6 protein-coding genes are annotated in these 6,776 nt (G+C 70.0%); all 6 read left to right on the forward strand.

The window, feature by feature from the left end; genetic code table 11:
• Nucleotides 1-5: 5 nt before the first annotated feature.
• The 6 genes from ACFDTC_RS10990 to ACFDTC_RS11015 all read left to right on the forward strand — a co-directional run bounded on the left by ACFDTC_RS10990 (nt 6) and on the right by ACFDTC_RS11015 (nt 6,679).
• Nucleotides 6-1,010: a BMP family protein gene (locus ACFDTC_RS10990; protein WP_375258920.1), complete on the forward strand. Its 1,005-nt coding sequence runs from the start codon at nt 6-8 to the stop codon at nt 1,008-1,010.
• A 117-nt stretch (nt 1,011-1,127) separates the two neighbouring features.
• Nucleotides 1,128-2,747 carry an ABC transporter ATP-binding protein gene (locus ACFDTC_RS10995; protein ID WP_375258921.1) on the forward strand — a complete coding sequence of 540 codons (1,620 nt, stop codon included), beginning with the start codon at nt 1,128-1,130 and terminating at the stop codon, nt 2,745-2,747.
• Nucleotides 2,748-2,834: 87 nt separating this feature from the next.
• Entirely contained in the window at nt 2,835-3,956 is a 1,122-nt protein-coding gene (locus tag ACFDTC_RS11000) for an ABC transporter permease (RefSeq protein ID WP_375258922.1), read from the forward strand.
• A 2-nt stretch (nt 3,957-3,958) separates the two neighbouring features.
• A complete protein-coding gene (locus tag ACFDTC_RS11005; RefSeq protein ID WP_375258923.1) occupies nt 3,959-4,924 on the forward strand; it encodes an ABC transporter permease in 966 nt (321 codons plus the stop codon).
• A gap of 79 nt (nt 4,925-5,003) precedes the next feature.
• Nucleotides 5,004-5,915, forward strand: a complete 912-nt coding sequence (locus ACFDTC_RS11010; protein WP_375258924.1) for a sulfite exporter TauE/SafE family protein — start codon at nt 5,004-5,006, stop codon at nt 5,913-5,915.
• Entirely contained in the window at nt 5,915-6,679 is a 765-nt protein-coding gene (locus ACFDTC_RS11015; protein ID WP_375258925.1) for a TIGR02186 family protein, read from the forward strand. Before ACFDTC_RS11010 ends, ACFDTC_RS11015 begins: the two co-directional genes overlap by 1 nt.
• The last annotated feature ends 97 nt before the right edge of the window (nt 6,680-6,776 follow it).

Here is a 6,776-nt window from a genome sequence, read left to right on the forward strand (position 1 = left end):
CTTACATGTCCTTCGTTCGCAAGACCCTCGGCTCGGTCGCAGCACTGGCGTTGACCGGCGGCGCCGCACTGGCCGATCCGGCGCTGATCTACGACCTCGGCGGAAAGTTCGACAAGTCGTTCAACGAGGCCGCCTTCAACGGCGCCCAGCGCTGGGCCGAGGAAACCGGCGGCGAATTCCGCGACATCGAGCTTCAGTCCGAGGCCCAGCGCGAGCAGGCCCTGCGCCGCTTCGCCGAGAACGGCTTCAACCCGGTCGTGACCACCGGCTTCTCGATGTCCACGCCGATCGCCAACGTGGCCCCCGACTACCCCGACACCAAGTTCGTCACCATCGACGGCTATGTCGATCCCGAAGAGCATCCCAACGTCGCCTCGGTCCTGTTCTCCGAGCACGAGGGCAGCTTCCTCGTCGGCATGCTGGCCGCGATGGCATCCGAATCCGGCACCGTCGGCTTCGTCGGCGGCATGGACATCCCGCTGATCCGCAAGTTCGCCTGCGGCTACGCGCAGGGCGTCAAGGCCGTGAACGCCGATGCCGAGATCATCGCCAACATGACCGGCACCACGCCGGCCGCCTGGAACGACCCGGTCAAGGGCTCGGAACTGGCGCAGGCGCAGATCAGCCAGGGCGCCGACGTGATCTTCGCCGCCGCGGGCGGCACCGGCCTCGGCGTGCTGCAGACCGCCGCCGACCAGGGGATCTATTCCATCGGCGTCGACAGCAACCAGAACTACCTGCACCCCGGCTCGGTCCTGACCTCGATGCTCAAGCGCGTCGACGTCGCCGTCTACGACGCGATGAGCGCGGGCGCCGATCTGGAAACCGGCGTCCAGGTGCTGGGCCTCGCCGACCAGGGCGTGGGCTACGCCCTCGACGAGAACAACGCCGAGCTGCTAGGCGACGAGATGCAGGCCGCGGTGAACGAGGCGCAGGCCCAGATCATCTCGGGCGACATCTCGGTGCACGACTACACCAGCGACGACAGCTGCCCCGCACTGACGTTCTGATCGCACCCTGAGCGACCCGCCCCGCGCGGGCGGGTCCGACACCGGGGGCCGCGGCAACGCGGCCCTTGCCGTATTGAACGCCCCCCTTGCGACCCTGCCCGAAAAGGCCCCGACCCCATGACCGACACCCCCGCGATCGAGCTCAAGGGCATCTCGAAGGCCTTCGGCCCGGTGCAGGCCAACCGCGACATCTCGATCCGCGTCATGCCGGGCACGATCCACGGCATCATCGGCGAGAACGGCGCCGGCAAGTCGACGCTGATGTCGATCCTCTACGGCTTCTACAGGGCCGACGCGGGCGAGATCTTCATCTCGGGCAAGCGCACCGAGATCCCCGACAGCCAGGCCGCGATCCGTGCCGGCATCGGCATGGTCTTCCAGCACTTCAAGCTGGTGCAGAACTTCACCGTGCTGGAAAACGTCATCCTCGGCGCCGAGGACGGCGGGCTGCTCAAACCCTCGCTGTCGAAGGCCCGCGGCGTGCTGAAGCAGCTGGCCGAGGATTACGAGCTGCGCGTCGATCCCGACGCCCTGATCGAGGACCTCTCGGTCGGCCACCAGCAGCGGGTCGAGATCCTCAAGGCGCTCTACCGCGAGGCCGACATCCTGATCCTGGACGAGCCCACCGGCGTGCTCACCCCGCCCGAGGCCGACCACCTCTTCCGCATCCTGCGCGGCCTGCGGGACGAGGGGAAGACGATCATCCTGATCACCCACAAGCTGCGCGAGATCATGGAGATCACCGACACCGTCAGCGTCATGCGCCGCGGCGAGATGACCGCCACCGTCAAGACCGCTGACACCTCGCCCACCGAGCTGGCCGAGCTGATGGTCGGCCGCAAGGTGCTGCTGCGCGTCGACAAGGCGCCCGCGCAGCCCGGCCGCCCGATCCTCGAGATCGAGAACCTGAACCACGTCGACGCCGCCGGCGTGCAGCGCCTGCGCGACGTGTCGCTGACCGTGCGCGCGGGCGAGATCGTCGGCATCGCCGGCGTGTCCGGCAACGGCCAGTCCGAACTGCTCGAGGTGCTGGGCGGCATGGCCGACGCCAAGGGTGCGATGCGCACCACCGGCACCGTGCGCGTCAACGGCACAGACATCGCGCTGTCGGGCCGGCGGGCCGACGGCCGCACCCGGCGCGATTGCGGCATCGCCCACGTCCCCGAGGACCGCCAGCACGAAGGTCTCATCATGCGCTTCCACGCGTGGGAGAACGTCGCCTTCGGCTACCACCACGACGACCGCTACGGCCGCGGCGTGCTGATGGACAACGACGCGCTGCGCCGCGACGCGCAGGACAAGATGAAGCGCTACGACGTGCGCCCGCCCGATTGCTGGCTCGAGGCGCAGAACTTCTCGGGCGGCAACCAGCAGAAGATCGTCCTCGCGCGCGAGATCGAGCGCGACCCCGAGGTGCTGCTGGTCGGCCAGCCCACCCGCGGCGTCGACATCGGCGCGATCGAGTTCATCCACCAGGAAATCGTGCGCCTGCGCGACAAGGGCAAGGCGATCCTGCTGGTCTCGGTCGAGCTCGACGAGATCCTGTCGCTGTCCGACCGCATCGCGGTGATGTTCGACGGCCGCATCATGGGCGAACGCCTGCCCTCCGAGACCGACCAGCGCGAGCTTGGCCTGCTGATGGCCGGCGTGACCGAGGCGCCCGAGGGCGCGGGCTACGACGCGGCCGAGGCGTCGCTGCGCGACAAGGAAGCCCGGGACGCCGCGCACCATGACTAGGCCCGCCCGCCCCGCGCCACGCCCGATCGCCGCGCGCATGCCGCGCACCGCACCGTCCCCAACCGCCACGCCAAGGACCCGCCACCCATGAACCGAATGCCTGCCTGGGCCGACGCGGTGCTCGTGCCGCTGATCTCGATCCTGCTGGCGGCCCTCTTGTCGGCGCTGGTGATCCTCGCCATCGGCGAGAACCCGGTCGACGCGTTCAGCCTGATGGTCGAGGGCGCGCTGATGCGCTCGACCGGCTGGGGCTACACGCTATATTACGCGACCAACTTCACCTTCACCGGCCTCGCCGTCGCGGTCGCCTTCCACGCGCGGATGTTCAACATCGGCGGCGAGGGGCAGGCGATGATCGGCGGCCTGGGCGTGGCGCTGGTGGCCCTCTACCTGCCCTGGCCGCACTGGACGCTGGCGCTGGCGGGTGCCACGGTCGCGGGCGGGCTCTTCGGCGCGGCCTGGGCCTTCATCCCGGCCTGGCTGCAGGCCACGCGCGGCAGCCACATCGTGATCACCACGATCATGTTCAACTTCATCGCGGCGGCCGTCCTGAACTACGTGCTGGTCAACCTGCTGCGCCCGGTGGGCGCGATGGACCCCGCGTCCGAGACCTTCCCGCCCGCCACGCACCTGCCCACCTTCCAGGACATGTTCGCCGCCGGCGGCACGCTCTTCCGCGGCTCGCCGGCGAACGTGACCTTCTTCCTCGCCGTGCTGGCCTGCATCGCGGTCTGGCTGCTGATCTGGCGCACGCGGCTGGGCTACGAGATCCGCGCCTTCGGCCATTCCGACACCGCCGCCCGCTACGCCGGCATCTCGACCGTGCGGATCACCGTGCTCGCGATGCTGATCTCGGGCGCGCTGGCGGGCCTCATGGGCCTCAACACCACCATGGGCGAGGCCGAGCGCCTGGTGCTCAACGCGACCGAGGGCGCGGGCTTCATCGGCATCGCCGTGGCGCTGATGGGACGCAGCCACCCGCTGGGCGTGTTCCTCGCGGCGCTCCTGTTCGGCTTCCTCTACCAGGGCGGCGCGGAACTCGCGCTCTGGACCGACATCCCGCGCGAGCTCATCACCGTGATCCAGGCGCTGGTGATCCTGTTCACCGGCGCGCTCGACAACATGGTCCGCATGCCGCTCGAGGCCGCCTTCGGCGCGCTGCGCGCCCGCCGTGGCCCGAAACCCAAACCCACCGCCCCGAGGGACTGACCATGGATCTCGCGACCATCCTGCAGGTGCTCGATTCCACCGTCCGCCTGGCGATCCCGCTGCTGCTGGCCTGCCTCGCCGGGCTGTTCTCGGAACGCTCGGGCATCATCGACATCGGGCTCGAGGGCAAGATGCTGATCGCCGCCTTCTTCTCGGCCGCGGTGGCCTTCGCCACCGGCTCGGTCTGGCTGGGCATGCTCGCGGGCATCGCCGCGTCGATGGCGCTGTCGGCGATCCACGGGCTGGCGTCGATCACCTTCCGCGGCAACCAGCTGATCTCGGGCGTGGCGCTGAACTTCCTCGCCTCGGGCCTGACGGTGATGATCGCGCAGGTCTGGTTCTCGGAAGGCGGCCGCACGCCGTCGCTGATGGCCGGCGGGCGGTTCTCCGACATCGCCCTGCCCTTCGCCGAGACGCTGCGCCCGGTGCCGCTGCTCGGCCCGCTCTACGCCGACCTGATCTCGGGGCACTCGATCCTGGTCTACGCGGGCTTCCTGATGGTGCCGCTGACCTGGTGGGTGCTGCAGCGCACCCGCTTCGGCCTGCGCCTGCGCGCCGTGGGCGAGGCGCCCGAGGCCGTCGATACCGCCGGCGTGTCGGTGTCGGGCCTGCGCTTCGCCTCGCTGGCCATCGCGGGCGTGCTCTGCGGCCTCGCCGGCGCCTACCTCGCCACCGGCCTCCAGGCGGGCTTCGTGCGCGAGATGACGGCCGGCCGCGGCTACATCGCGCTCGCCGCGCTGATCTTCGCCAAGTGGCGGCCCTGGTACGCGCTGGGGGCCTGCCTGCTGTTCGGCTTCCTGCAGGCGATCGCGCTGCGCTACCAGAACATCGACCTCGGCGCCTTCACGGTGCCGGTGCAGGTGATGGACGCGCTGCCCTACATCCTGACCGTGGTGATCCTGGCGGGCTTCGTGGGCAAGGCGATCCCGCCGCGCGCCGGCGGCACGCCCTACGTCAAGGAGCGTTGACGCCCTTTCCCGACCGCCGGGGCACCGGCGGCCCGCCGACATCGTTGCCAAGCGGCGCCCGTGCGCGCTAACAAAACCCATGATGATCTACCTCCCCATCGCCGAGGTTTCGGTCAACGCGATCCTGCTGCTTGGCCTGGGCGGGTTGGTCGGCATCCTGTCGGGCATGTTCGGCGTCGGCGGAGGCTTCCTGATCACGCCGCTGCTGTTCTTCATCGGCATCCCGCCGGCGGTCGCGGTCGCCACCTCGGCCAACCAGATCGTCGCGGCGTCCTTCTCGGCGGTGCTGGCGCATTTCCGGCGCCGCACGGTCGACCTGCGCATGGGCGTGGTGCTGCTGGCCGGCGGCCTGATCGGCGCCGCGGCCGGCATCGCGGTGTTCAACATCCTGCGCCAGATGGGCCAGGTCGACCTGCTGGTGCGGCTTTGCTACGTCGTCTTCCTCGGGATCATCGGCGCGCTGATGTTCGTCGAATCCCTGCGCGCCCTGCGCAAGACCCGCGGCGGCAAGATCGCCCCGCGCAAGAAGCACACCTGGATCCACGGCCTGCCGCTCAAGATGCGGTTCCGCACGTCCGGCCTCTACATCTCGGTCATCCCCCCGGTCCTGGTGGGCGTCGCCGTGGGCATGCTGGCCGCGATCATGGGCGTGGGCGGCGGCTTCATCATGGTGCCGGCGATGATCTACCTGCTGGGGATGCCCACCAAGGTGGTGATCGGCACCTCGCTGTTCCAGATCATCTTCGTCGCCGCCTTCACCACGCTGCTGCACGCGGTCACGAACCAGACGGTCGACGTGGTGCTGGCGGTGCTGCTGCTGGTGGGCGGCGTGCTGGGCGCGCAGTTCGGCGCGGTCTTCGGCGCGCGCATGCGGGCCGAGCAGCTGCGCATCCTGCTGGCGACGCTGGTGCTGCTGGTCTGCGGCAAGCTCGCGCTCGACCTGCTGCTGCGCCCCGAGGAACTCTACACCCTCAGCACGGGGGCTGTGTGATGCGCCTCTGGCTCGCCCTACTGCTGCTGCTCGCCGCCGGGCCCGCCCGCACCGCCGAAGAGGTCGTGCTCGGCCTCAGCCAGGACCAGGTGTCGATCTCCACCAGCTTCTCCGGCTCGGAAATCCTGATCTTCGGCGCCGTCAAGCGCGAGACCGCGATTCCCGAAGGCCCGCCGCTCGAGGTGGTCGTGACCGTCCAGGGGCCCGACCGCCCCGTGACCGTGCGCCGGAAGGAACGCCGCGCCGGCATCTGGGTCAACGTCGACGCGGTCGAGGTCGATTCCGCCCCCAGCTTCTACGCCGTCGCCACGTCCGGCCCGTGGGAGGAGGTCATCAGCCACACCGAGGACCTGCGCCACGCGGTCTCGATCCCGCGCGCGATCCGCTCGGTGGGCGCGCCCTCTGGCGTGCTGGAGCCACAGGCCTTCACCGACGCGGTGATCCGGATCCGGCGGGCGAACGGCCTCTACATCCGCAAGGAAGGCGCCGTCGACCTTCGCGAACAGACCCTGTTCGACACCGCGATCGCCCTGCCCGCGAACCTGACCGAGGGGCTTTACACGACGCGCGTCTTCCTGACCCGCGACCGGGCCGTGGTGGCGCGGTTCGACACGACGATCCCCGTGCGCAAGGTCGGGCTGGAGCGCTGGCTGTTCACCCTGTCGCACCAGCAGCCGCTGCTCTACGGGCTGATGTCGCTGGCCATCGCCATCGCCGCCGGCTGGGCCGCCTCGGCCGCCTTCCGCCTGATGCGCCCGCAATGACCCGCCAGCCCCCGGCCGGCCGCGACGCCTACACCGCCTTCCGCGCGATGCCCACGCGCTGGAACGACAACGACGAATACGGGCACATGAACAACGC

The sequence above is a fragment of the Citreimonas sp. genome (assembly GCF_042096055.1).
Taxonomy (GTDB): Bacteria; Pseudomonadota; Alphaproteobacteria; order Rhodobacterales; family Rhodobacteraceae; genus Citreimonas.